Here is a 24243-nt window from a genome sequence, read left to right as displayed (position 1 = left end):
GTGTGGCCTGATGCTGCGGGCGCTGGATATCCGCGACATGCTGATCATCGACCGGCTGGAGCTTGCCTTCCAGCCGGGCCTCAACGTGCTCACGGGTGAAACCGGGGCAGGGAAATCCATCCTGCTGGATTCGCTTGGCTTCGTGCTGGGCTGGCGTGGCCGGGCCGAACTGGTGCGCGCTGGGGCCGAGAAGGGCGAGGTGACGGCAGAGTTCGAACTGGCCCCCGGCCACCCGGCGCTGGCCGTTCTGGAAGAGGCGGGGCTGCCGGTGGAAGGCGGAGAGCTGATCCTGCGCCGCACCAACACGAAAGACGGGCGCAAGACGGCCTTCATCAATGACCGCCGCGCCTCGGGCGAGGTGCTGCGGCAGGTCTCCGAAACGCTGGTAGAGCTGCATGGCCAGAACGATGATCGCGGCCTGCTGAACGCCCGTTCTCATCGTGGCCTGCTGGACCGTTACGCGGAATGCGAAGCCGAGATCGCCGAGGTGCGCGCCGCCTGGGCTGCCGTGCGGACCGCACGCAAGGCGCTGGAGGAGGCGGAAGCCGAACTGGCCGAGGTGCAGGCCGAGGAAGATTTCCTGCGCCACGCCGTGGCCGAATTGGACAAGCTCAACCCGGAGCCGGGGGAAGACGGAACGCTGGACGTGCGCCGCCGGCAGATGCAGGCCGCCGAGAAGATCCGCGAAGACATCGCCCGCGCCCATGCCGCCCTTGGCTACGAGGGCGCGGAATCCATGCTCAACGACGCCAGCCGCTGGCTTGAAGGCGCTTCCGGGGAGGCGGCTGGCGGGCTGGAAGAGGCGCTTGCCGCCTTGGGCCGCGCCATGGCGGAACTGGGCGAGGCGCAGCAGGCCGTTGAGGGGTTTCTGGACGGCCTCTCGTTTGATCCTTACGAGCTGGAGCAGGTCGAGGAGCGGCTCTTCGCGATCCGCGGCCTTGCTCGCAAGCACGGCGTACAACCCGACGATCTGGGTGGGTTTGCCGAAGGCCTGCGCGCCCGGCTGGAGGCGCTGGATCAGGGCGGTGCGAACATCGGCAAACTGCGCGCAGCGCTTGTCGCTGCGGAGCTTCACTACACATCCTGCGCCGAGGTGTTGACCGGCCTGCGCCGCAAGGCGGCAAGCGCGCTCGACGCGGCGATGGCGGCGGAACTCGCCCCGCTCAAGATGGAGCGCGCAGTGTTCACCACCGAAGTTACGCTCGGCTCCGCAGGCCCGGACGGTGTGGACGAGGTGGCCTTTGTTGTGGCCACCAACCCCGGCGCGCCTGCGGGGCCGCTGAACAAGATCGCCTCCGGCGGGGAGCTTTCACGTTTCCTGCTGGCGCTGAAGGTCTGCCTGACGAAGGACTCCTCCGATCGCACCATGATCTTTGACGAGATCGATCGGGGCGTGGGCGGGGCAACCGCTGATGCCGTCGGCCGCCGTCTTGCTGCGCTGGCGGGGCAAGGGCAGGTTCTGGTCGTCACCCACTCGCCGCAGGTGGCCGCGCTTGGGGGGCACCACTGGCGGGTGCAGAAAACGGTCGAGGGCGCGCAGACGCTCTCTGAAGTGGTGCCGCTGGCCTCGGATGAGCGCGTGGACGAGATCGCGCGGATGATTTCGGGCGACCGGATCACACCGGAAGCCCGCGCGGCGGCACAGGCGCTTTTGGCCGGATAATCAAACAGAGTTGAGTGGCCGCCCAGGTGGGTGCGGAACGCGCCCACCCGGGGGTGGGCGGGCGCGGCCTGCCGCTTGCGCGACGGGCATTTTAACTCCCCAGCGCTCGACGAACGATATGCGGCTGCCCACCCGGGCAACCTCTTCGCGCCTAATTCCGCTGCACCAGTTTACCGGGGTTCAGGATATTCGTCGGATCGAGCGCCGCCTTGATGTCCCCCATCACCCCCCAGGCCTCGCCATGCTCGCGCGGCATATAGGCCAGCTTGCCCACGCCCACGCCATGCTCCCCCGTCACCGTGCCCTCCATCTCCAGCGCGCGTTCCGTCATCCGGGCCGAGAGCCGCAGGGCCTCTTCCAGTTCCGTTGCATTGCCGGGCTCCACCAGCAGCACGGCGTGGAAATTCCCATCCCCCACATGGCCCAGAATCGGGCCCTCCAGCGGGCTTTCGGCAATATCGGCGCGGGTGGCCTCCACGGCTTCGGCGAGCCGGGAGATCGGCACGCAGACATCCGTAACCAGCGCCGTCGCCCCCTTACGCAGGCCGAGGCAGGCGTAGTAGGCGTTGTGGCGCAGCGCCCAGAGCGCGTTGCGTTCTTCAGGCTTGCTGGACCAAGCAAAATCGCTGCCGCCGAACTCCGCCACCAGTTCCCCAAGCCGCTCGGCATCCTCCGCCACGCTGGCTGGCGAGCCGTGAAATTCGACCAGCAGATGCGGTTTCTCCGGCATCTCACGCCCGGCGTAAAGGTTGAACGCCCGCGCGGTGGCGGAATCCACGAATTCGATCCGCGCCATGGAAATCCCGCTCTGGATCGTGGCGATCACGGTTTCCACGGCGGCTTCCACGCTTTCAAACGCGCAGATTGCGGAGGAAATCGCCTCCGGTTGGCCGCGCAGGCGCAGGGTCAGCTCGGTGATGATGCCCAGCGTGCCCTCGCTGCCCACGAAAAGCCCCGTCAGATCGTAACCGGCCGAGGACTTGCGCGCCCGCGTGCCGGTGCGGATCACCCGTCCATCCGCCAGCACCACCTCGAGCCCGATCACATTGTCGCGCATGGTGCCATAGCGCACGCTCGTGGTGCCCGACGCGCGGGTCGCGGCCATGCCCCCGAGCGAGGCATTGGCGCCGGGATCGACCGAGAAGAACAGCCCCGTGGCGCGCAGCTCTGCGTTCAGCGCCTCGCGGGTGACGCCGGGCTGCACCACCGCATCCATATCCTCAGGGTGCACGGCCAGCACCCGGTTCATCCGCGACAGATCCAGCGAAATCCCGCCGCGCAAGGCAAGCGCATGACCTTCCAGCGAGGTGCCCGTGCCCCAGGCCACCACCGGGCAGCCCTGCGCATGGCAGACCGCCAGAATCTTGCTCACCTCGCCGGTGTTTTCCGGATAGGCGACCGCATCTGGTAACATGTTGTTAAAATGCGTTTCACTGCGCCCATGTTGGGCCAGATCGCCCTTGGATCGGCTCAGGCGATCGCCTAGGAGTGGGAAAAGTTCGGAGATCGCGGCCTCGATCGTCATGGGGCGTTCCTTGCGCGGTGATGTCCGATGGCACCCTAGGCGAGGCGCGCCGCGAGGGAAAGCCGGAGCCAAGCGCGCGCGAGCGAAAGGGGTGCGCCAGTCATGGCCGAACCCGAAGCCAACCCGATTGCGCGGCAGGTGAATGCCGCCGCCATTGCCTGCCGGGACGGCTGGGCCGTGCTGCGCCGCAAGGGGCCGGGGGAGTTCCAGTTCTGGTTCATCGCGCTCTTGGTCGGGATCGCGGGGGGCTATGCCGCCGTGGGCTTTCGCATCGCCATCGCGGAGCTTCAGACGCTGGTGTACGGCACCGATGATGTGGGCGGGCTTCATACGCTTGTGGGCAGCCTGCCGTGGTACATCGTGCTCTGTGTGCCAATCCTTGGCGGGCTGGCCGTGGGCATCATTCTCAACGCGTTCACCTCCGATGGCCGGGTGCGTTCGGTGGCCGATGTGATCGAAGGGGCTGCGCTTTACGATGGGCGCGTCGAACGCCGCGCCGGGATCGCTTCGGCACTGGCCTCGTTGATCACCCTCTCCACCGGCGGCTCAACGGGGCGGGAAGGGCCGGTGGTGCACCTTGCGGGCGTGATTTCCACCTGGGTGAGCAACCGCATCCATGCCAATGGCGTAACGGGGCGCGATCTTCTGGGCTGCGCCGTGGCTGCTGCCGTTTCGGCGAGTTTCAACACCCCCATCGCTGGCGCGCTCTTCGCGTTGGAAGTTGTGCTCCGCCACTTCGCTGTCCATGCCTTTGCCCCCATCGTGATTGCCTCCGTGGCGGGCACCGTGGTGAGCCGGTTGCATTATGGCGATGTGACCGAATTCGACCTGCCGGTGCTCAACGCGCTGGCCTTCTACGTGGAGCTTCCGGCCTTCCTGATCCTCGGATTGGTAAGCGGACTTGTGGCGGTCGCCTTGATGAAATCGATCTTTTTCGCGGATGATCTGGGCAGTTCCCTGCAGGCACGCTTGCACATACCCAACTTTTGCCGCCCGGCGCTCTCTGGCGCCATGCTCGGCGCGATTGCCATCTGGTTTCCCCATATCATCGGCGTCGGCTATGAGACGACCGTCGCCGCGCTCTCTGGCAATCTGCTCTTGGGCAGTGCTGTCGTCTTCGCCGTGGTCAAGACGGCCGCCGTCTCGATCACCATGGCCGGGCGCATGGGCGGCGGGGTGTTTTCCCCTTCGCTGATGATCGGCGCGCTGACGGGGCTCGCCTTCGGCATCGTCGCCACGGGGATCCTGCCCGACGTCTCCGGCTCCGAAACGATCTACGCGCTCGCGGGCATGGGGGCGGTGGCCGCGGCGGTGCTGGGCGCGCCGATTTCCACCACGCTCATTGTCTTCGAGCTGACCGGTGATTGGCAGACGGGCCTTGCGGTGATGGTCGCCGTGTCGCTCTCCACCGCGCTTGCAAGCCGCCTCGTGGCGCGCTCCTTCTTCCTCACCCAGCTGGAAAATCGCGGCGTGCATCTGGCGGCGGGGCCGCAGGCCTATCTGCTCGCCACCTTCGGCGTGGGCAAGCTGATGCGGCCCAAGGGGGCGGACTCCGCCGCGCCGGAAGACAAATGCTGGGATCTGGTAGAGCAGGGCACCTACCTCAACGAAAGCGCCACGCTGGAGGCCGCCATGCCGATCTTCGAGGCCACCCGCGTGGGCTTCATCCCCATCGTGAAGCTGCGTGGAGAGGGCCAGCCGCCCGAACTGCTGGGCGCGCTCTTCCATGTGGACGCCCTGCGGGTCTTCAACCGCGCGCTTGCGGCCACGGCGGCAGAAGAGCACTCCTAACCAGAAAAACACCCGCCGCGTGGTGAACGGGGCGGGTGCTTTTTCCGGAGGCGAAGAGGCAGCTCAGAGCTGCTCAACGGTGACCTTGTTTGGGTAGAAGGCGAGGTATTCGCGGATCGCTTCCACCTCGGGCTTCGGATCCTCATAGCTCCAGCCGGCCTCTTCGATGATGCCGCTCTTGGCGTGGATCGCGTAGTAGCTCGCCGTGCCCTTATGCGGGCAGACTGTTGTTTTATCGGTCTTTTCCAGAAAGGCCATCGCGATGTCATCGCGCGGGAAGTAGATCACCGGCGGGTAATCGCCTTCCTTCAGTTCCAGCGCGCCGATGGTTTCGGCCAGAACCGCGCCACCGGCCCGAACGACCCAGGTGCCCGGCACCGGGGCGATGGTGATGTAGTCGGCCATGGTGTTTCCTTTTGATAGGGGAATCGGTTTGGCCACAGGTTAGTGGGGTTTCGCCGCTTCCGTAAGCGTCAGATGGGCGCACAGGCCTTGGCGAGCCATTCCGCTGCGTCCGGTTCCAACCTGGGCGCTAGCCGCGCGAGGATTTCGGCATGATAGGCGTTGAGCCAGGCGCGTTCGTCACCGCTCAGCATTCCGGCCGCCACCGGCCGCCTGTCGATCGGCACCCAGGTGAGGGTCTCGAAATCGAGCATGTCGCGCCCGTCGCCAAGGGCCTCGGCCTCCTGCACCACGATCAGGTTCTCGATGCGGATGCCGAAAGCGCCCTCGCGGTAATAACCCGGCTCGTTGGAGAGGATCATCCCCGGCTCAAGCTTCACATGGCTGATGCGCGAAATGCGCTGCGGGCCTTCGTGCACGCTCAGGTATACGCCCACGCCGTGGCCGGTGCCGTGATCGAAATCCTGCCCCGCCAGCCAGAGCGGATAGCGCGCCAGCGGATCCAGATCGCGGCCCGCGAGCCCGCGCGGAAACCGCACGCGGGAGATGGCAATCATGCCCTGCAATACGCGGGTAAAGCAGGCTTTTTGCTCTTCCGTCACCGGGCCTGTCGCGATGGTGCGGGTGATGTCTGTGGTGCCGTCCACATATTGGCCGCCGGAATCCAGCACCAGCATGTCGCCGGGCGTGATGGCGCGGTTGGAGCCCTCCGTCACGCGGTAATGCATGATGGCCCCGTTCGGCCCCGCACCGGCGATGGTTTCAAAGCTGATCTCGCGCAGGGCGTTGTCGGCGCGGCGGAAGGCTTCGAGCTTTTGCACAACGTCGATCTCGCTGAGCCCGCCCTTTGGCGCCTCCGCATCGAGCCACGCGAGGAAGCGCACCATGGCCACCGCGTCGCGCAGATGGGCTTCGCGCGTGCCTGCGATCTCGGCGTCGTTCTTGCAGGCCTTGGGCAGGATGCAGGGGTCTGTCTCGTAGACGATCTCCACCCCGGCGTCGGCAAGAATGCGGCTGACTTCCAGTGGCGCGGAGGCTTTGTCCACGCGCACGGGGCCGGTGAGATTTGCGAGGAAGGGGGCGAAGGCGTCCTGCGGGTAGCAGGTCACGAGGGGTCCGAAGAGATCGGCGAGATCCACGAGCTTTTCGGGATCCATGAAGAGGGCGACGCGGCCGTCGGAAAACAGCACGCAGAAGCCCTGCGCGATGGGATTGCGGGGGATGTCGCTGCCGCGGATGTTCAAGAGCCAGCAGAGCGAATCCGGCAGGGTGATCAGCGCGGATTTCTGCCCGGCTTTCAGCAGGCCCTCGGCAAGGCGTTCACATTTGCTTTCGGCGGTTTCGCCAGCGTTTTCAAGCGGCTGCGCGAAGGCTTTGCCTTGCGGGCGCGCCGGGCGGCCCTCCCAGATCGCGTCCACCAGATTGCGGCAGGGCACGAGGCTGATGCCGGTGCCGTCCAGATCGGCTTCGATCGCCGCGATCTCGCCAGCGGTGTGCAGCCAGGGGTCAAAGCCGACGCGCCCGCCATCCGGCAGCTGCTCGGCCAGCCAGGGGCCGGGCTGGGTTTCGGGCCAAGGCACGGGCGTGAAGGCTTGGGTATCAACCTGCTGGCGCACCTGCACCCGGTAGCGGCCATCGATGAACACGCCAGCCACATCCGTAAGCGCAATGCAGAAGCCGGCCGAGCCGGTGAAACCGGTGAGCCAGGACAGCCGCTCATCGCAGGGGGCGACGTATTCGCCCTGATGCACGTCGGCGCGCGGCACGAGGAAGCCGGTAAGCCCCTCAGCGGCCAGTTCGGCGCGCAGGCGGGCAAGGCGCGGCGGGCCTTGCTCGGGGCGGGAGGTGGCGGTGAAGGTCTGGAACATGGCCGTTGGTCCTTCGCGATGTCGGAAATGAGGGAGCGCCGGGCCATGGGGCGGCCCGGCACGGCGCGCGATCAGCTCGCGCGTTTCAGGCCCATCACCTTGGCACGGGCGCGGGGATCGCTGTCAAAGAGAGCGGCGAGCTGTTCTGTCATCGCGCCGGCCAATTGTTCGACATCTGTAATCGTCACGGCGCGTTGGTAGTAGCGCGTCACGTCGTGGCCGATGCCGATGGCCAGAAGCTCCACCTGTTTCTTCTTCTCCACCATGGCGATCACGTCGCGCAGGTGTTTTTCGAGGTAATTCGCAGGGTTGACCGACAAAGTTGAGTCATCCACCGGGGCCCCGTCGCTGATCACCATGAGGATCTTGCGTGCCTCGGGGCGGCCCACCATGCGGCGGTGCGCCCATTCGAGCGCCTCGCCGTCGATGTTCTCTTTCAGCAAGCCCTCTTTCATCATCAGCCCCAGATTGGGGCGCGTACGGCGCATCGGGGCGTCGGCCTGCTTGTAGATGATGTGGCGTAGATCGTTGAGGCGGCCGGGCTGCTGCGGGCGGCCATCGGCGAGCCATTTCTCGCGGCTCTGCCCGCCTTTCCACGCCCGCGTGGTGAAGCCGAGAATTTCCACCTTCACCTGGCAGCGCTCCAGCGTGCGGGCCAGAACATCGGCGCAGATCGCGGCGATGGAGATCGGGCGGCCGCGCATGGAGCCGGAGTTGTCCAAGAGCAGCGTCACAACGGTGTCGCGGAACTCCATGTCCTTCTCGACCTTGAAGGAGAGCGGCGTTGTCGGGTTGGCGACGACGCGCGCAAGGCGGCCTGCGTCCAGCACGCCTTCTTCCTTGTCGAACTCCCAGCTGCGGTTCTGTTGCGCCTGCAGACGGCGCTGCAGCTTGTTGGCGAGCCGCGAAACCGCGCCTTTCAGCGGTTCCAACTGCTGATCCAGATAGGCGCGCAGGCGTTCAAGCTCCTGCGGTTCGGCCAGATCCTCCGCGCGGATTTCCTCGTCGAATTCCGTGTCATAGACCTCGTAGTTCGGGTCAGCGTCCGAGATCGGGGCCGGAGGCGGCGGCTCCATCGGGGCATCGCCTTCGGGCATTTCGGCCTCGTCGCCCAGCTCCATATCGGCCAGATCATCCATCGAGACCTGCGCCTCGGCGGCATCCTGCTGCTGATCCTGGCTCTGCTCGGGGCTGGCCTCGGCCTCGTCGGTGTCGCTGTCGTCCTGACCCTGGCTGTCAGGGTTTTCCTGCTCCTCGGGCTGCTGCTCGGCATCATCGCCTGCGTCGTCGTCCTCGCCATCCGGATCTTCGCCAAGCTGATCGCCATAGCCCAGATCGCTGATGATCTGGCGCGCAAAGCGGGCGAAATTTGCCTGATCTTTCAGCGCCTTCTCCAGATTATCAAGCGTGCCGCCAGCCTGCTGTTCGATATAGCCGCGCCAGATGTCCATCACGTTCTGCGCGCCTTCGGGCAGGGCGCGGCCCGTGGCGAGGTGGCGGATCAGGTAGCCCGCGGCCACCGGCAGGGGCGCGTCGGATTGCGACTTGGCCTGCCCGTAGCCCTTGCGCTCGGCCTCATTGGCGATCTGCGCGTCGATGTTGGTGAGCGTGCCGGGCATGGCCCGCGCGCCCACCGCCTCGCAGCGGGCGTTCTCCATCGCGTTGTAGAGATCGCGCGCCATCTGGCCTTCGGGCATGAAACGGCCGTGGGTGGCGGCATCGTGAAACTTGTGGCGCAGCGCCAGCGCATCGGCGGTGCCGCGCGCGAGCATGACCTCCTGCCGGGTCATCCGGCGCGAGACCTGCGGCAGGCGCACGGAATCGCCGGTTTGGCCGGGCGGATCCACCGAATAGCTGACCGAGAGATCGGGATCGTCGGCCATCACCTTGGTGGCCTCCGCGAGCGCCTTCTTGAACGGATCTGCCGGGTTGTCGGATGTCGTCATCGGGCCTGCGCCTTCGCTTTGTCTTGCCGCATGCAACCTAGGTGGATTTTTCAGCAATGGCCAGTGGCGCGGGGCAGGATTTTGGGGGCGAAGTGGCCGTGCTCAGCTGAGCAGGAGCGCCTCGCAATCGGCGGCCAGCCGCAGCGCCGTGGACATCGCCCAGGCGGCATCCTCGGTGTCCTCGTTGAAGGTGGCGCGGGTCAGCAGAGCGGCATGGGCCATCTTGGCCTCGATCCGCATCGCCAGCACGTCCCGCCCGCGATCGGGCGGCATGAGCGCCTCCAGTATGTCGATCACGCTGTCGCGGTGGGCCATGGTGATCTCGGACGCCGCGCCGTCAAACATCCACTGGTGTTCCATCTGGGCTGACAACCGCCCGGCGCAGGTGGCAAAGAAGCGCAGCTGTTGATCGGGCGTGGCCTGAAAGGCCGGTGCCGGAGGGGCAGGGGCCAGCAGGCCGAGAAGGGCCGAAAAGGTGAGTGTTCGCACAATGCCCATGATTTGAGCCTAGGCGTGAAATTTGCGCCTGCCAATCGGGCATTGTGAAAACTTTGGCTGAAATTTCGGGAGATGCGCCCAAGTCTTGTGCGTTAGATGCCGTCTGGCACAAGGCAAGTCGCTTTCTCGCGGCCAAGATGCAAAAGAAAAGGGGCCCATCAAGGGCCCCGTTTCCAATGTTTTTTGCAGGCTCTGCCGCTTAACGCAGGCTCATGCTGGCCGCGCTTTCGGGCAGTTCCTCGTCGAAGCAGCGCTGGTAGAACTCGGCCACGGTCTGGCGTTCCAGCTCGTCGCATTTGTTCAGGAAGCTCAGGCGGAAGGCGTAGCCCACGTTGCGGAAGATCTGCGCGTTCTGAGCCCATGCGATCACGGTGCGCGGGCTCATCACGGTGGAGAGATCGCCGTTCATGAAGGCGGTGCGCGTCAGATCGGCGACGGTGACCATCTGGCTGATGGTGCGGCGGCCGCTCTCGGTGTTGTAGGTCGGGTTCTTGGCGATCACGATGGCGGTTTCGGCATCGTGGCTGAGGTAGTTCAGCGTTGCCACCAGGCTCCAGCGGTCCATCTGGCCCTGGTTGATCTGCTGGGTGCCGTGGTAGAGGCCCGTGGTGTCGCCGAGGCCAACGGTGTTGGCGGTGGCGAAAATGCGGAAATAGGGGTGCGGCTTGATCACCTGGTTCTGATCGAGCAGCGTGAGCTTGCCGTCGGTCTCCAACACGCGCTGGATCACGAACATCACATCCGCGCGGCCGGCGTCATATTCATCAAACACGATGGCGCAGCGGTTGCGCAGGGCCCAGGGCAGGATGCCCTCCTGAAACTCGGTGACCTGCTTGCCGTCCTTCAGCTTGATCGCGTCCTTGCCGATGAGGTCGATCCGGCTGATGTGGCTGTCGAGGTTCACGCGCACGGCGGGCCAGTTCAGGCGCGCGGCGACTTGTTCGATGTGGGTCGATTTACCGGTGCCGTGGTAGCCCTGGATCATCACGCGGCGGTTGTGGCTGAAGCCGGCGAGGATGGCGAGCGTGGTGTCGGGATCGAATTTGTAGGTCGGATCAAGATCCGGTACGCGGTCAGACGCTTCGGCAAACCCCTTCACGACCATGTCGGTGTCGATACCGAAAACATCGCGGACCGAAATTTCCTCGGTCGGTTTCTCATTCAAATCCATCGTGCCGTCCGCCATTGCCTAACCTACGCTCTGTCTTGCCAGCCCATGCGCCAGATCGCGCGCGGGCAGCCTGCATGTGGTGCAACATATCCGGCGCGGGCGCAAGGCCAAGTGGCAAAGCATCGCGCAGGCGTGCTGGAAATGAAAAAAGGCGGCCCGAAAGCCGCCTTTCAAAGGGAATGCCAGCCTGCAGGGCTTACTTGAAGTTGCGGCTGTCCTTGATCTGATCCCAGGCCCAGACGACCTCCTGCAGCTGTTCTTCCTGGCTGCGGTCCCCACCGTTCATATCGGGGTGGAGCACCTTGATGAGCGCCTTGTACTGCTTGCGCACCTCGGCCTTCGTCATCGTGTCCTTGGCTTCGAGAATCTCGATCGCGCGGCGCTCGGTGGGGGGCAGCTTACGCCCGCCGCCCGCGGCGTTGCGGCCCGGGTTGCGCGTGGCGTTGCCGCCGAGCACCTCATGGGCGTCGCTGATGCCGAGCCGCTCCCAGGCCTGTTCTTCCACGCTCTTCTTGAAGGGTTTGGTTTCCCGCTCCCAGACGCGATCCTTGCTGAACTGGGCTTCCATCTCGGCTTCGGTCGCGCCGTCAAAGAAGCTCCATTTCTGGTTATATTCGCGCACATGATCCTTGCAGAACCACAGGTACTCATCGAGGTTGTCCGGGGAGCGGGGCGCGCGATACTGGCCCACTTCCTCGCAACCAGGGTGCTCACACTTCCGGGTCGAGGTCTCGAAGGCACCGGACATGCCGCGCTTGCCGCGGGTTCTTTTCTTCTTGTCCGAAGAGACCGACATGTCGAATCCGAAGGGGTCGCTTTTGCTCATTGCCCACACCTTTTCTATACGAGGCAGGCAGTTTAGTGTTTTGACGCGCGAGCGGAAGAGGAAAACACCGAAAAAATGACAGTCGCAGACGAAATTCACGGCAAACTTGCCAGTGCCTTCAGCCCGGCCACCCTTGAGGTGATCGATGAAAGCGAGCAGCACCGCGGCCACGCGGGCTATCAGGAGGGCGGGCAGAGCCATTTCCGCGTGCGCATCAGTTCAGATGCCGTGAGCGGGGCCACACGGATTGCCCGCCACAGGGCGGTGCATGGCGCGATCGGGCCCGAGTTGATCGGGCGGATTCACGCTTTGGCCATCGAAATGGTGTAGGGGAAAGCCGCCGTCAGCTCTTGTTGGCGGCGGGCCCCACCTTGGGCGCCTTGCCTTCCTGCGGCCTGTTCACCGAGGCGATCTTGGGCGACAGCGAGGCCGAGAGGGCTTCGGGCGTCTGCGCGGCGAGGGGCGGGGCCTCTTGCGTCTCTGTCTCGGCGGCGTCGTCAACCTCGGCGGCACCGGCATCATTGGCCGGTTCTGGCACACTGTCAGACACTTTCGGCGCTTCCAGCGCCTTCGGCGGCTCGATGAGGGCCGTCGCGGCCACTTCGCGGCGGAAGACAAGCATGTTCTGATAGGTGGTCGATTTTCCCGTCAGGCCCGAGCGCTCCTCGCAAGGCAGCGTATCGGCGCGAAGGTATTCCCAGCCATCGCGGCCCAGATCGTTCATCACGCCCATCAGCGCATGGGCAAAGCGCTCGCCTGCGGTTTTCAGGCCCTTGGCCTTCTCACCACGCTGCGGCGCGGGCACGACCTTATATTCATACTGGGGCATTCGGGGTGTCCTTCCTCTCGCGACGCCCGACCCTATCCGATTCGCGCAGCGGCGTCCAAATCGTTGAGATTGTGTGAAGCAGGGCCCGGCGGTCTCACGCCCAGGGCTCGACGACGACCTTGCCCGTAGAGACCCGGCTGCGCAGAAGCTCCAGCGCTTCGTCGGCGCGGGTCAGCGGCAGACGGTGGCTGACATGGGGCTTGAGCTTGCCGGCTTCATACCAGCCGAACAACTCGGCGAGGCTTTCCGTCAGCGCCGCCGGGTTGAATTTCAGATAGCCACCCCAGTACAGGCCGATCACCGTGATGTTCTTCACCAGCAGGTGGTTGGCCGGGATCTGCGGCACCTCGCCTCCGGCAAAGCCGATGGGGATCATCCGTGCCTCCGGGTTGCAGGCGCGCAGGGCGTCGGTGAAGGTCTGCCCGCCCACGGCTTCATAGACCACATCCGCCCCGCCGAGCGCCTTCACTTCGGCCCGCAGATCGCCGCTGTCAGAATCGATCAAGTGATCGGCCCCTGCGGCCTTCGCGATGGCAAGCTTCTCAGGCCCCCGCGCGCTGGCGATCACCCGCGCGCCCATCAGCTTGCCGATCTCGATGGCCGTCAGCCCCACGCCCCCGGCCGCGCCAGTGACAAGCAGCGTCTCGCCCGGTTGCAGGCGCGCGCGGTGGCCAAGCGCAAGGTGCGAGGTGCCATACGCGACCTGAAAGGCCGCCGCCTCGTCAAAGGGCATCGGGTCGGGCAGGGGCACGCAAAGGCTTGCGGGCACGCAGGCATACTGCGCGAGCCCCCCGCGCCCCGGAAAACAGGCCACGCGCGCGCCCAGCGGCAGGTTGTCCACACCGAGGCCGAGCGCCTCCACCGTGCCGGCCACTTCCATCCCTGGCGTGAAAGGCAGGGGTGGGGTATCTTGATAACTGCCCTTGATCATGAGCAGATCCGCGAAGTTCAGCGCGCAGGCTGCAACCTTCAGGAGAACCTCGCCCGCGCCCGGCATAGGCACCTCCTGCTCCGCGAGGGCGGTTTTCCCGGGTTCGGCAACCTGAAATGACAACATGCGACTCTCCTGCGATTGGCTATCGGCTGATAACACATCACTTTTTCGTAATCACCGTGACCCAGCGTCCCCTAGGGTGTCATATTACCGCGCGTTAACTTTCGCGCACGCTAGGATAGTTTTTCAGTGTAATTGTTCCCTTTCCGGGGTAAGCTTTGAACGTTGGCCACGTTGGCCCGTTTTCGCAGGGGATGGCAGAACGGCGCAGGCGCAGGCGGCACAAGGGCCCCTGGCGAGGGGTTCCTCCACTCAAAAAGCACACTCGTGTCAGAAACAGGACTAGAAAATGAAACATCCGGTAGATGTGCATGTTGGCAAGCGCATCCGCCACCGTCGTTGGATGGTGGGGATGACGCAGCAACAGCTTGCAGAGAATGTTGGGATCAAGTTCCAGCAGATCCAGAAATATGAAACGGGCATGAACCGGGTCAGCGCCTCCCGCCTTTGGGACATCGCTGAAACGCTCGAGGTGCCGGTGAGCTTCTTCTTCGAGGGCTACGAAGGCGAAGGTGCCGAGGATCACGCGGCCAAATCTTCCGTGCAGGGGGATATTCTGGCCGACAAGGAAGCGCTCGAACTGGTGCGCTCCTATTATGCGATCCCGGAAAACCAGCGCCGCCGCCTGTTCGATCTGGCCCGCGTCCTGAGCGACGCCGCTTAGCTGGATCCGGCTGCGGCGGGCACGGATCCCGAGCCGCCCAAGAGGGGACGCGGTCCTGCACAACGGCCGCCGAAGCCTGATACCGATGACTAAGCCTTGACCCGGCGCGCGTTGCCGCGCTACCGCCTGCGCCATCACTGGCGCAGGTTTTTTCATGTTTACACCCGATCCCGACACCCGAACCGCTCTGATTGCCACCGCAAACGCCATGGCCGATGCGGCGCGTCAGGCGATCCTGCCGCATTTCCGCGCGCCGGGGCTGGCCGCCGACAACAAGGAGGCCGGTGGCTACGATCCGGTGACGGAAGCCGACCGCGCCGCCGAACGCGCCATGCGCGCGGTGCTGGCCGAGCAGCGTCCGCAGGATGGCATTCTTGGCGAGGAATACGGCGCCTCAGAAGGCAGCAGCGGGCTGACATGGGTGCTCGATCCGATCGACGGCACTCGCGGCTTCATCTCGGGCACGCCAACTTGGGGCGTGCTGATCGCGGTGGGGGATGAAACCGGCCCTGCCTTCGGGATCATCGATCAGCCCTTCATCGGTGAACGTTTCACCGGGGGCTTCGGCCTTGCAGAAGTGACAGGGCCGCAGGGGAAGGGCCCGCTCGCCGCACGCGGGGGCCGCGCACTGGCGCAGGCCACGATCTTCACCACCTTTCCCGAAGTAGGCTCCGCGCAGGAGCGGGCGGGGTTTGAAGCGGTCGCCAGCCGCTGCCGCCTGACCCGTTACGGCATGGATTGCTATGCCTACGCGCTCTTGGCGGCGGGGCAGGTGGATCTGGTGATCGAAGCCGGGCTCAACGCCTATGACATTCAAGCCCCGATTGCTGTGATCGAAGCGGCGGGCGGCATCGTCACCGACTGGGCCGGCGGCCCGGCGCACGAAGGCGGTCGGGTGCTTGCGGCCGGGAGTGCCGAACTTCACGCCGAAGCCCTGCAGGTGCTTTCGAGATTTCTTGACGGCTAGCGCCTTGCCTTGAGGCGGCGCAAAGGGCTAGGGTGCCCCCGCGCTTGCCGGGTCCTTCACCGCTTTCTGCCGGCACGCGGGCATCCAACATGCACCGAAGGCGGCGTAACGCTGAAGGAGCCCCCATGCCCGCCCATCGCACCCTGATCCGCAACGCCGATGCTATCCTCACCATGGATGATGACCGCCGCGAGCTGCGCGGTGCCGATGTCCTGATCGAAGGCGGCAAGATCGCCGCCGTGGGGCAAGGGCTCGTGGCGCAAGATGCCGAGGTGCTGGAGGCTGCGGGCTGCCTCGTGACACCCGGGCTCGTGAACACCCATCACCACCTCTACCAAAGCCTTACCCGCGCCGTGCCCGGCGCGCAGAACGCACTGCTTTTTGGTTGGCTTCAACGGCTCTACCCGATCTGGGCGCGCTTCGGGCCGGAGCACATGTATGTCTCAGCCCTCACCGGCCTCGCCGAACTGGCGCTCTCGGGCTGCACGATGACGTCTGATCACCTCTACCTCTACCCCAACGGCGCGCGGCTCGATGACACCATCGCGGCAGCGCAGGAGATCGGCCTGCGCTTTCACGCCACGCGCGGCGCGATGTCGATCGGCGAAAGCGACGGCGGCCTGCCGCCCGACAGCCTCGTGGAACGCGAGGACGCCATCCTGGCCGATAGCATCCGCGTGGTGGACGCTTTCCACGACCCGCGCGACGGCGCGATGGTGCGCGTCGGGCTCGCACCCTGTTCGCCCTTCTCGGTGAGCCGCGATCTGATGCGCGAGGCCGCCCTGCTGGCGCGCGACAAGGGGGTGATGCTGCACACCCATCTGGCGGAGAACGATGAAGATATCGCCTATTCGCTAGAAAAATTCGGTTGCCGCCCGGGGCAATATGCCGAAGATCTGGGCTGGACGGGCGAAGACGTCTGGCACGCCCATTGCGTGAAACTGGACGGGCAGGAGATCGACCTCTTCGCGCGCTCCGGCACCGGCGTCGCTCATTGCCCCTGTTCCAACTGCCGCCTCGGCTCCGGCATCGCCCCGGTGCGCGCGATGCGCGACGCGGCGGTGAAGGTCGGCCTCGGCGTGGACGGCTCGGCCAGCAATGATGTCGCCAACCTTGTTACCGAAGCCCGCCAGACCATGCTGCTGCAGCGCGTCTCACTTGGCGCGGATGCCATGAGCGCCCGCGAGGCGCTGGAGATCGCCACGCGCGGAGGTGCCGATGTGCTCGGCCGCCCCGACTGCGGCCGCCTCACCCTTGGCGCGCAGGCTGACATTGCTGTCTGGGATCTGAGCTGTGTGGAAGCTGCCGGCAGCTGGGACCCGGCCGCGCTTCTGCTCGCCGGGCCCAGCAAGGTACGCGATCTCTTCGTGCAGGGCCGGCGCGTTGTCGCCGAAGGCCATGTCACCTCATTGGATCTGCCGATGGTTCTGGAGCGCCAACGCGCGCTTGCGTGCGCGCTGGCCGGGTAGGGGGCTCTGCCCCCGCCGCGCCTTGCGGCGCGACTCCCCCGAGATATTTGGGGAACAAAGTGGGGCGCCGTTTTTTGCCCCCATCATCTTGGCAAAAATATCCGCGGGGTGCGGGGCAGCCAGCCCCGCTCCCGGATGTGCCAAAGGCGCAGGCGCTTAAAGCTGCGCCATGACCTCGTCAGAGGCTTCGAAATTGGTGGTGACGTTCTGCACGTCATCATCGTCTTCCAACGCATCCACCAGCTTCATCAGGGCGCGCAGGCCGTCGGCGTCCAGTTCCGTCGTGGTGGAGGGCATCCAGATCAGCTTGGTGGAGTCGGATTCGCCCAGCTCGGCCTCAAGCGCGGTGGACACCTCGTTCAGGTCTGTGTCCGCGCAGTAGATGATGTGGCCATCCTCGCTGCTTTCCACGTCGTCCGCGCCGGCCTCGATGGCCGCCATCATCACGGTGTCCGCATCGCCCACGCTGGCCGGGTAGCTCACCGCGCCCTTGCGGTCGAACATGAAGCCCACGGAGCCGGTTTCGCCAAGGTTGCCGCCGTTTTTTGAAAAGGTCGAGCGAACGTTCGAAGCGGTGCGGTTGCGGTTGTCGGTCATCGCTTCCACGATCACCGCCACACCGTTGGGGCCATAGCCTTCGTAGCGGATCTCGTCGTAGTTTTCCGCATCCCCGCCCATGGACTTCTTGATCGCGCGTTCGATCACGTCTTTCGGGACGGATTGGGATTTCGCCTCTTTCACCGCAAGGCGCAGGCGGGGGTTCTTGTCGGGGTCGGGGTCACCCATCTTCGCGGCAACGGTGATTTCTTTTGCCAGCTTCGAAAAGAGTTTCGAGCGGGCCGCATCCTGGCGCCCTTTACGGTGCTGGATGTTGGCCCATTTGGAATGGCCTGCCATGGGTATCTCCAAGCGGTGGGTTTCGCGTCGGCCCTCTATATGTCAGAGGGCCGAAGAGGTTCAAGAGGGGCGCGCGGGGCTGTTTACAGCGGCCAGATCAGCGGGATCACCGCCGAGACGAGCATGCCCATCGTCAGGTTGAGCGGGATGCCCACCTTCAGGAAGTCGGCAAATTTGTAGCCGCCGGGGCCGTAGACCATCATGTTGGTCTGGTAACCGATCGGCGTGGCGAAGCTGGCCGAGGCCGCGACCATGACCGCGATCACCAGCGGGCGCGGGTCAAACCCCAGCGCCGTGGCCAGCCCGATGGCAATCGGCGTCACCACCACGGCCACCGCGTTGTTGGAGACAAGCTCCGTCAGGATCGAGGTCAGCAGGTAGATCGCCCAGACGATCAGGAAGGGCGGCAGTTGCCCCAGCGCCGGGGCGATGGATTCCACCACGAGGCTCACCGCGCCGGAGGCTTCCAGCGCCGCGCCCACGGCGAGCATCGAGAAGATCAGCGCCAGCAGGCGGCCGTCGATGAAGGAGAAGGCCTCTTCCGCATCGATGCAGCGGGTGAGCAGCACCACGGCCACGGCGATCACCGAAAGCGCGAGGATCGGCGCGACGCCAAGCCCGGCCAGCGCCACGATGCCCACAAGGCTGGCGATGGCAATCGGCGCATGGCTGCGGCGGTAGGCGCGGTCGGAGGGTTTGGAGATGTCCACCAGCCCCATGTCGGACGCCAAGCGCTGGATGTCCTCCGGGGCGCCTTCCAGCAGCAGCGTGTCGCCCACGCGCACCACGAGATCGTCGAGCTGGCGGCCGATGTTCTGGTTCCGGCGGTGCACGGCGAGCGGGTAGACGCCGTAGCGGCGGCGCAGGCGCAGGGAGCCAAGCGAGCGCCCGATCATTCGCGCACCGGGCGAGATCAGCACTTCCACGGTTGTCGTCTGCACCGAGGAGAGCTTGTCCACGGATCGCAGATCCTTGTTCTGCTGCAGGCCCAGTAGCTCGCTCATCTCCGTGCGCAGCACCACGCGGTCGCCGGTTTCCAGTTCCACCGACGTGAGATCCCGTCGCAGCGAGGCATCGCCGCGCAGCACGTCCACAAGCCGCACGCCGTCGCGGCGGAACAGATCCACCTCGGTGACTTTCTGGCCAATCAAGGACGAGCCGTCAGGGATGGCGACCTCTGTGAAGAATTTCATCTTGGCGCGGCCCGACAGCAGGTTCGCCATGGAGGAGCGGTCCGGCAGCAGTTTTGGGCCGAGCAGGTAGAGGTAGAGCATGCCATAGCAGACCACCACGAGGCCGATGGGCGTGACCTCGAAGATCGAGAAGGGCTCCATGCCTTGCGCGCGCGCCACGCCGTCCACCAGCAGGTTCGTCGAGGTGCCGATCAGCGTCAGCGTGCCGCCCATGATCGCCGCGTAGGAGAGCGGGATCAGGAATTTGGAGGCCGATTGGCCGAGCCGGTTGGCCAGTTGCACGAAGACGGGGATCATGACCACGACAACCGGCGTGTTGGACACGAAGGCCGAGGCGAGGATCACGAAGCCCATGAGGGCGGCCACGGCGAGCTTGGGGCGCGAGGCGGCGTTGCGCTCGGCCATCTGGGTGAACCAGTCCAGCGCCCCGGTGCGCACCAGCGCGCCCATCACGATGAACATGCAGGCAATCGTCCAGGGGGCGGGGTTGGAAAGCACCGCGATGGCCCCGGCATAGGGCAGGATGCCCAGCACCAAGAGGGCCGAAACGCCGCCGATGGCCACGACCTCCGCCGGGTAGCGTTCGGTGAGGAACATCACGAACATCACGGCAACCACCGCGAGGCTCAGCATGGCTTCGATGAAAGGGGGAAAATCGAGGAACGTCATTCGGTTCAGTTCTAAAAAACAGGCTGCCCTTTTTCGCCTACGGCACCGCTTCGGGCAAGCGTTTCCTTGTGGCGATGCGCGGGTTTCCCCGCATAAATGCGCGTTTCTGCTTGAAAAACAGGCGGATTGGGCGAGGGCTCGCCATTGGCGCACAGTGGCCAGCCGGGCCATGCCCCACCGGGCTCAGCCGCGCCCGGAACAGCCCGAAGGGCCGCGCTCAAGCCGGCCCCGACGCCTCGAGTCGCCCGCCGACGCGGACCATCTTCACCGCAGTGGCCTTGCCCGTGCGGTCATCGGTTTCCACGTAGAGCCCACTGATCGTCGCCTCGCCGGTGGCGGGGGTGAAGCGGCCCTTGCCCATGCCGGTGATGAAGCGGCGCAGGGGTTCAGCCTTTTCCATGCCGATCACCGAGTTGTAATCGCCGCACATGCCCGCATCGGCCTGAAAGGCGGTGCCGCCGGGCAGGATCTGGGCATCGCCCGTGGGGACATGGGTGTGGGTGCCTACCGCTACGCTGACTTTGCCGTCCAACCAATGGCCCATGCCCATCTTCTCGCTGGTGGCCTCGCAGTGGATGTCCACGAGGCTCGCCTGCACGAGCCCGCCCAAAGGGTGTGCCTTGGTGACATGTTCAATGGCGGAGAAAGGATCGTCGAAGGGGCGCTTCATGAAGACCTGCCCAAGGACCTGCGCCACCAGCACCTTGCGGCCGCCCGGCGCGTTGAACACGCGGAAACCCTTGCCCGGAGCACCCTTGGCGAAGTTGATCGGGCGGATGATGCGCGGCTCTTTCTCGATGTAAGTGAGCATGTCGCGCTGATCGAAGGCGTGATCGCCCAACGTGATGCAATCGGCCCCGGCGGCGAGGATCTCCTGCGCGTGGGCTGGGGAGAGCCCGTTGCCCGAGGTGGCGTTTTCGCCATTTACGACGACGAAATCCAGCTTCCATGCCTCGCGCAAGCCGGGCAGGCGGTCAATCACTGCGGCGCGGCCACCACGGCCCACCACATCTCCGAGAAACAACATTTTCATGCGCCTGCCTTAGGGGCAGCGTGAACGCCATGCAAGCCGGAAACCGGTGTTTGGGGCGTGGAACGACGCGTCAGAAGCGCAGGATGCCTGCGTCTGTGACGATGGCATCAAGCGGTTGATCGGTGGGTTCCAGCGGCAGGGCCTCGGCCTCTTGCGCGGCGTAGGCATAGCCGATCGCCACCACCGGCCCGCGTGCGCGCAGGCCTTGAAGCGTGCGATCGTAGAAGCCGCCGCCATAGCCGAGCCGCCCGCCGTGGCGGTCAAAGGCCACAAGCGGCACGATGAGCACTTCCGGCGTGATCTCAGGGCTGTCTGCCGGGATCAGCGCGCCGAAGGCACCTTCTTCCATCGCGCAGCCGGGCTGCCATTGCCGGAAAGAAAGCGGCTGGCCCGCACCCAGAATAACCGGCACGCCCACAGGCGCGGTTGCCGTATGCGCCTCCATCACCGGCAGCGGGCTGACCTCGGTGCGGATCGGCATATAGCCCGCGAGTACCTTGCCCGCATGCGGTGCAAGCGCTTGGGCAAGAAAGCCTTGCGCAGCCGCGTCGTGGCCCTCGCCATGGGCAGCCTTACGGCGGGCGAAAGCCGCCTTGCGCGCGGCGGCCTTCGCCTCTGTCAGGGTATCGGCGCTCACAACAGCAACCAGCTTGCGAGCGAGAGGAAACAGAAGAAGCCGACAACATCTGTCACCGTTGTCACCAGCGTGCCGGAGGCCAGCGCCGGATCGATCCCCGCTTTCTCAAGCCCCAGCGGAATGGCGATGCCCGCAAGGCCCGCCACGATCAGGTTCAGCCACATGGCCACTGCCAGCACGAGCCCCAGCATGGCGTTGTCGAACCAGAGCCAGCCCACGGTGCCAAGGATCACCCCGTAGATAAGCCCGTTCAGGAAGCCCACGGCGGTTTCGCGCACCACCACGCGGTAGGCATTGGCCCCGGTCAGATCCCGCGTCGCCATGGCGCGCACGGCCACGGTGAGCGATTGCGTGCCCGCGTTGCCGCCCATGGAAGCGACAATGGGCATGGCGATGGCCAGCGCCACGATCTGATCCACCACATCGGCAAAAAGCGCGATCACGGCCGAGGCCAGAATGGCGGTGAGCAGGTTCACGAAAAGCCAGCCAAAGCGCTGCTGCGCGGTCTCTAGGATGGTGTCAGACAGGCTGCTCTCGCCGACACCGGCCATGAGCATCATGTCCTCCTCGTGCTCCTCATCGAGCACGGTCATCGCGTCGTCGATGGTGATCACGCCCACGAGCCTGTCGTCGGAGTCCACCACGGGCATGGAGATCAGGTGATACTGGTTGAAGAGATAGGCCACGTCCTCCTCGGGACGGGTGGCCTCCACGGTGCGGAAACTGTCCTCATAGAGCGCGTTCAGCGGCGTGGCGCGCGGCGCGGCCAAGATCGAGCCGAGCGTCACGTAGCCCACCGGGCGCAGGCGCGGGTCCACCACGATGACGTGGTAGAATTGTTCTGGCAGCTCCTCGGCTTCCCGCATGAAATCAATGGCATCGCCCACCGACCAGAACTCGGGCGCCATCACCACTTCGCGCTGCATCAGGCGGCCGGCGGATTCTTCCGGGTAAGAGAGCGACTGCTCCACCACGGCGCGATCGGCGCTGTCGAGCGCGCCCAGCACCGCCGCCGCCTGATCGCTTTCCAGATCCTCGATCAGGTCGACCACATCGTCGGATTCCAGATCGCGCACCGCTTCGGCCAGCTCTTCCGGCTCCAGCTGGGCGATCACCTCCTCGCGCAGGCCTTCGTCGAGCTCGGAGAGCACATCGCCATCAAGCCCGCCCATCAGCTCCAGCAGCTCGGCGCGCTCGCCGCTGCCCACCTGCTCGATCAGGTCGGCGATATCGGCGGCGTGAAGATCGTCCAGCAGCGCATGCAGCGCAGGCGCATCGCCTGCGACCACGGCCTCGTGCACCTGCGCAAGAAAACGCTCGTTCAGAACGATGTCATCCTCTTCCTCGGTCTCATCCTGACGCGGTTCAGCGATCATGGCGGCCCTCCGTGAAGCTCTGGAACAGGGGGGAATCTGCGGCAAAACCCTTGCTGCCCCATCGTTTAGACAAAACTCTTTCAAAGAAACAGGGGGCAAAGGGAGATTTACCCGCCCCCGCGCGCGGCATAGAAATGGGCCAGACACCGGAGGCACCATGACCGCTCAAACGCTCCTGCTTGGCCAGACGCTGCAGTTCACCGCAGACCCTTTCCATGCGCCGCTGGCAGAGGCCGTGCGCCATGAGCGTCGGGGCGGAGTGCTGATCGAGGGCGGCAGGATCACGGCCGTGGGCTCAGGCGATGATCTGCGCGCGGGATATCCGCAGGCTGAAGTGGTGGATCACGGCGATCACCTGCTGAGCGCGGGCTTCGTGGATGCCCATGTGCACTACCCGCAAACGGGCATGATCGCGAGTTGGGGCAAGCGGCTGATCGACTGGCTCAACACCTATACCTTTCCCGAAGAGGGCCGCTTTGGCGATCCCACCTATGCTGCCGAAATCGCCGCGCGCTACTTCGACCTGATGTTGGCCCATGGCACCACCTCCTGCTGCTCCTTCACCACGGTACACCCCGAAAGCGTGGAGGCCTTCTTCACTGAGGCCCTGCAGCGCAACCTGCGCGTGGTGGCCGGCAAGACCTGCATGGACCGCAACGCGCCCGATTTCCTGACCGACACGCCGCAAAGCGCCTATGATCAGTCAAAGGCGCTGGCGGAAAAGTGGCACGGGCAAGGGCGGCTATCCTACGCGATCACGCCGCGCTTCTCGCCCACCTCGACGCCCGAACAGCTTCAGGCGCTGGGCGCGCTCTGGGGTGAGCGGCCGGATCTGCTGATGCAGACCCACCTGAGCGAGCAGACCGACGAGATCGACTGGGTGCGCGGTCTGTTTCCCGAGCGGCGGGATTACCTCGACACCTACGAGCACTTCGGCCTGCTGCGCGAAGGCGGGCTTTACGGCCACGCGATCCACCTCACTCCGCGCGAAAAGGCGCGGCTCAAAGAGATGGATGCCGCCCTGATCCATTGCCCGACCTCCAACACTTTCATCGGATCCGGGATCTTCGACATGAAGGGTCTCACGGAAGGGGGCCACCGGATCGGCCTCGCCACCGATACCGGCGGCGGCTCTTCCTTTTCGATGCTGCGCACCATGGCGGCAGCCTATGAGATCGGCCAGCTCAACGGCGCGCCGCTGCATGCGGCGCAGCTCTGGTGGCTTGCCACGCAAGGCTCCGCCCGCGCGCTGCGGATCGATAACCACATCGGCAATCTTGCCGCAGGCCATGAGGCCGACATCATCGTCGTTGATCTTGCCTCCACCCCGGCCATCTCCCAGCGCAGCACGCGCGCGGAAGATTTCTGGGAAGCCCTTTTTCCCACCATCATGATGGGCGATGACCGCGCCATCCGAGCGAGCTACGTCGCTGGCAAAAAGGTTTAAGCGGGGCTTACACCCTGCACACCGATTCAATCGGGCCCCTGCCCGTACACAGGCCTAAGCGGGGCTCTGCCCCGCACCCCGGGATATTTCAGCCAAGATGATGGCGCCCCACTTTGTTCTTCAAATATCTCGGGGGAGTCGCGCCGCAAGGCGCGGCGGGGGCAGAGCCCCCAAGTGCAACGAAACCCGCGCTTTACCTGCCTGAGGCATGGGCCTATAAGCCGATCCCGAGATGAGCCGTATTGCGATCATTATTCGAATTATCACCCCGGCGCTCTGAACAGCAGGGCCGCCGGGCAAAGGCGTATGGGCTGGCCG

The 24243-nt window shown here is 65.3% G+C and carries 21 protein-coding genes; 7 read left to right on the top strand and 14 right to left on the bottom strand.

The window, feature by feature from the left end:
- Positions 1-10: 10 nt before the first annotated feature.
- A complete protein-coding gene (gene recN, locus KVX96_RS13115; protein ID WP_261194956.1) occupies positions 11-1663 on the top strand; it encodes a DNA repair protein RecN in 1653 nt (550 codons plus the stop codon).
- Positions 1664-1814: 151 nt separating this feature from the next.
- On the opposite strand, the gene KVX96_RS13110 is transcribed toward recN, so the two are convergent.
- Complete coding sequence (locus tag KVX96_RS13110) at positions 1815-3188, bottom strand: FAD-binding oxidoreductase (RefSeq protein ID WP_261194955.1); 1374 nt, start codon at positions 3186-3188, stop codon at positions 1815-1817.
- 102 nt (positions 3189-3290) lie between these two features.
- Here KVX96_RS13110 and KVX96_RS13105 point away from each other — a divergent pair, with 102 nt between their 5' ends.
- Complete coding sequence (locus KVX96_RS13105; RefSeq protein WP_261194953.1) at positions 3291-4979, top strand: chloride channel protein; 1689 nt, start codon at positions 3291-3293, stop codon at positions 4977-4979.
- A 63-nt stretch (positions 4980-5042) separates the two neighbouring features.
- Here KVX96_RS13105 and KVX96_RS13100 read toward each other — a convergent pair whose 3' ends face one another.
- From KVX96_RS13100 to KVX96_RS13075, 6 genes are all read right to left on the bottom strand, one after another.
- Positions 5043-5384 carry a DUF427 domain-containing protein gene (locus KVX96_RS13100; protein WP_261194952.1) on the bottom strand — a complete coding sequence of 114 codons (342 nt, stop codon included), beginning with the start codon at positions 5382-5384 and terminating at the stop codon, positions 5043-5045.
- 68 nt (positions 5385-5452) lie between these two features.
- Positions 5453-7249 carry an aminopeptidase P family protein gene (locus KVX96_RS13095; protein WP_261194951.1) on the bottom strand — a complete coding sequence of 599 codons (1797 nt, stop codon included), beginning with the start codon at positions 7247-7249 and terminating at the stop codon, positions 5453-5455.
- Between the two features lie 71 nt (positions 7250-7320).
- Positions 7321-9195, bottom strand: a complete 1875-nt coding sequence (cobT, locus tag KVX96_RS13090; protein ID WP_261194950.1) for a cobaltochelatase subunit CobT — start codon at positions 9193-9195, stop codon at positions 7321-7323.
- A 102-nt stretch (positions 9196-9297) separates the two neighbouring features.
- Positions 9298-9693, bottom strand: a complete 396-nt coding sequence (locus KVX96_RS13085; RefSeq protein WP_261194949.1) for a hypothetical protein — start codon at positions 9691-9693, stop codon at positions 9298-9300.
- A 199-nt stretch (positions 9694-9892) separates the two neighbouring features.
- Positions 9893-10879: a cobaltochelatase subunit CobS gene (gene cobS, locus KVX96_RS13080; RefSeq protein WP_261194948.1), complete on the bottom strand. Its 987-nt coding sequence runs from the start codon at positions 10877-10879 to the stop codon at positions 9893-9895.
- 181 nt (positions 10880-11060) lie between these two features.
- Positions 11061-11690: a J domain-containing protein gene (locus KVX96_RS13075; protein ID WP_261194947.1), complete on the bottom strand. Its 630-nt coding sequence runs from the start codon at positions 11688-11690 to the stop codon at positions 11061-11063.
- Positions 11691-11765: 75 nt separating this feature from the next.
- Here KVX96_RS13075 and KVX96_RS13070 point away from each other — a divergent pair, with 75 nt between their 5' ends.
- The gene (locus KVX96_RS13070) at positions 11766-12020 is read left to right on the top strand and encodes a BolA family protein (protein WP_261194946.1); all 255 of its coding nucleotides are present in this window, start codon (positions 11766-11768) and stop codon (positions 12018-12020) included.
- Positions 12021-12033: 13 nt separating this feature from the next.
- Here the strand turns inward: KVX96_RS13070 and KVX96_RS13065 are convergent, their stop codons facing one another.
- Together KVX96_RS13065 and KVX96_RS13060 are read right to left on the bottom strand one after the other, a co-directional pair.
- Complete coding sequence (locus KVX96_RS13065; RefSeq protein ID WP_261194945.1) at positions 12034-12519, bottom strand: DUF4177 domain-containing protein; 486 nt, start codon at positions 12517-12519, stop codon at positions 12034-12036.
- A 94-nt stretch (positions 12520-12613) separates the two neighbouring features.
- Positions 12614-13576 carry an NADPH:quinone oxidoreductase family protein gene (locus tag KVX96_RS13060; protein ID WP_261194944.1) on the bottom strand — a complete coding sequence of 321 codons (963 nt, stop codon included), beginning with the start codon at positions 13574-13576 and terminating at the stop codon, positions 12614-12616.
- Between the two features lie 286 nt (positions 13577-13862).
- Between KVX96_RS13060 and KVX96_RS13055 the strand changes: the two genes are divergently transcribed.
- The 3 genes from KVX96_RS13055 (at position 13863) to KVX96_RS13045 (ending at position 16673) form a co-directional block, all read left to right on the top strand.
- Positions 13863-14237, top strand: a complete 375-nt coding sequence (locus KVX96_RS13055; protein ID WP_261194943.1) for a helix-turn-helix domain-containing protein — start codon at positions 13863-13865, stop codon at positions 14235-14237.
- A 154-nt stretch (positions 14238-14391) separates the two neighbouring features.
- Positions 14392-15204 (top strand): histidinol-phosphatase, encoded by an 813-nt coding sequence (gene hisN, locus KVX96_RS13050; RefSeq protein WP_261194942.1) that lies wholly within the window; start codon positions 14392-14394, stop codon positions 15202-15204.
- 125 nt (positions 15205-15329) lie between these two features.
- Positions 15330-16673, top strand: coding sequence for an 8-oxoguanine deaminase (locus tag KVX96_RS13045; protein WP_261194941.1), 1344 nt, complete (start codon positions 15330-15332; stop codon positions 16671-16673).
- Between the two features lie 156 nt (positions 16674-16829).
- Here the strand turns inward: KVX96_RS13045 and KVX96_RS13040 are convergent, their stop codons facing one another.
- The 5 genes from KVX96_RS13040 to mgtE form a co-directional block, all read right to left on the bottom strand.
- Positions 16830-17570 (bottom strand): YebC/PmpR family DNA-binding transcriptional regulator, encoded by a 741-nt coding sequence (locus tag KVX96_RS13040; RefSeq protein WP_261194940.1) that lies wholly within the window; start codon positions 17568-17570, stop codon positions 16830-16832.
- An 83-nt stretch (positions 17571-17653) separates the two neighbouring features.
- Positions 17654-19432, bottom strand: a complete 1779-nt coding sequence (locus KVX96_RS13035) for an SLC13 family permease (RefSeq protein WP_261194939.1) — start codon at positions 19430-19432, stop codon at positions 17654-17656.
- A gap of 217 nt (positions 19433-19649) precedes the next feature.
- Positions 19650-20465, bottom strand: coding sequence for a YmdB family metallophosphoesterase (locus tag KVX96_RS13030; protein WP_261194938.1), 816 nt, complete (start codon positions 20463-20465; stop codon positions 19650-19652).
- Between the two features lie 70 nt (positions 20466-20535).
- The gene (locus tag KVX96_RS13025) at positions 20536-21102 is read right to left on the bottom strand and encodes a 5-formyltetrahydrofolate cyclo-ligase (RefSeq protein WP_261194937.1); all 567 of its coding nucleotides are present in this window, start codon (positions 21100-21102) and stop codon (positions 20536-20538) included.
- The gene (gene mgtE / locus KVX96_RS13020) at positions 21099-22478 is read right to left on the bottom strand and encodes a magnesium transporter (protein WP_261194936.1); all 1380 of its coding nucleotides are present in this window, start codon (positions 22476-22478) and stop codon (positions 21099-21101) included. Before mgtE ends, KVX96_RS13025 begins: the two co-directional genes overlap by 4 nt.
- 157 nt (positions 22479-22635) lie before the next feature.
- Between mgtE and guaD the strand changes: the two genes are divergently transcribed.
- Positions 22636-23925: a guanine deaminase gene (gene guaD, locus KVX96_RS13015; protein ID WP_261194935.1), complete on the top strand. Its 1290-nt coding sequence runs from the start codon at positions 22636-22638 to the stop codon at positions 23923-23925.
- The last annotated feature ends 318 nt before the right edge of the window (positions 23926-24243 follow it).

The organism is Pseudoruegeria sp. SHC-113, assembly GCF_025376885.1.
GTDB lineage: Bacteria > Pseudomonadota > Alphaproteobacteria > Rhodobacterales > Rhodobacteraceae > Pseudoruegeria.
Note: the sequence above shows the minus strand (reverse complement) of the source record. Positions and strands in the feature narration are given on the sequence as shown.